The sequence below is a fragment of the Rhizobium cerradonense genome (assembly GCF_030182455.1).
GTDB lineage: Bacteria > Pseudomonadota > Alphaproteobacteria > Rhizobiales > Rhizobiaceae > Rhizobium.
In genome coordinates, this window is sequence record NZ_JAQJCK010000081.1 from 1 (window position 1) to 749 (window position 749).

Annotated in this window: 1 protein-coding gene; it reads left to right on the forward strand. The window is 59.0% G+C overall.

The window, feature by feature from the left end:
- Window positions 1-590, forward strand: a 590-nt coding sequence (locus tag PH547_RS33770) for a hypothetical protein (protein ID WP_285170494.1), incomplete at its 5' end; no start/stop codon positions are given.
- Between the last annotated feature and the right edge of the window lie 159 nt (window positions 591-749).

Sequence of the window (749 nt, forward strand, 5' to 3'; positions counted from 1 at the left end):
TCGCTGCGATCTCGCTGGCTCTTGTTGCTGTGCTTTGCAGGGTCGCAGCGTCTTCCGGCTGGCGTTACAACCGTGAAACGCTCGGACGTGGCATCCTTTGTGTCATTGTCGTCATGTTTGCATGGCTGCCGTTTTTACAGACGGAGAAGCCGAGCGACGCTTTCGTCGCGGCAGTGAAAGCGGCATCGAAGGGGGAGCCGACGCTCGGCGTCATCGGCAGCGACGTCGCCGCTGCCCATCCGCTCGCCAGGATTGTCGGGGCCCGCTTTTTGTCTGCCAATAACAGCGACTGGTTCGGCGCCCTTGCGTACGTTCTGGCCCGGAAGGCGTCAGCGAAAGGAGAGGTGGCGGATGCCGCTCGCTACCAGAAGCGATCGGATGCCTACCTAGACGCCAAATATGCCGAGTTCGCCAGCCACAACTACGATCTGATCGTTATCCAGCAGGACGAGCCGCTTTGGACCGATTACGTGCTTGGTCAAGCACGTTTTGCCGCGCTGCTTTCCGCATATCATCCCATTGCTAGGGATGAGCGGTTTATGGTCTATGGCCGCGCCGCTCCTGCCGACCAGAGTTCAATTGCTCGGTGAGCGCTGATGCAGATAGTTTCTATGGCGACTTCGGAGCGTCACTAAGCCCGGTGTCCGGCTCATGCGCATATGGTGAAGGCCATGACGCTGGAAACGACCATTGCGAGGCGGCAATTTCGACGCGATCACGTGAACCAATTGATGCGGACGAACGTGACG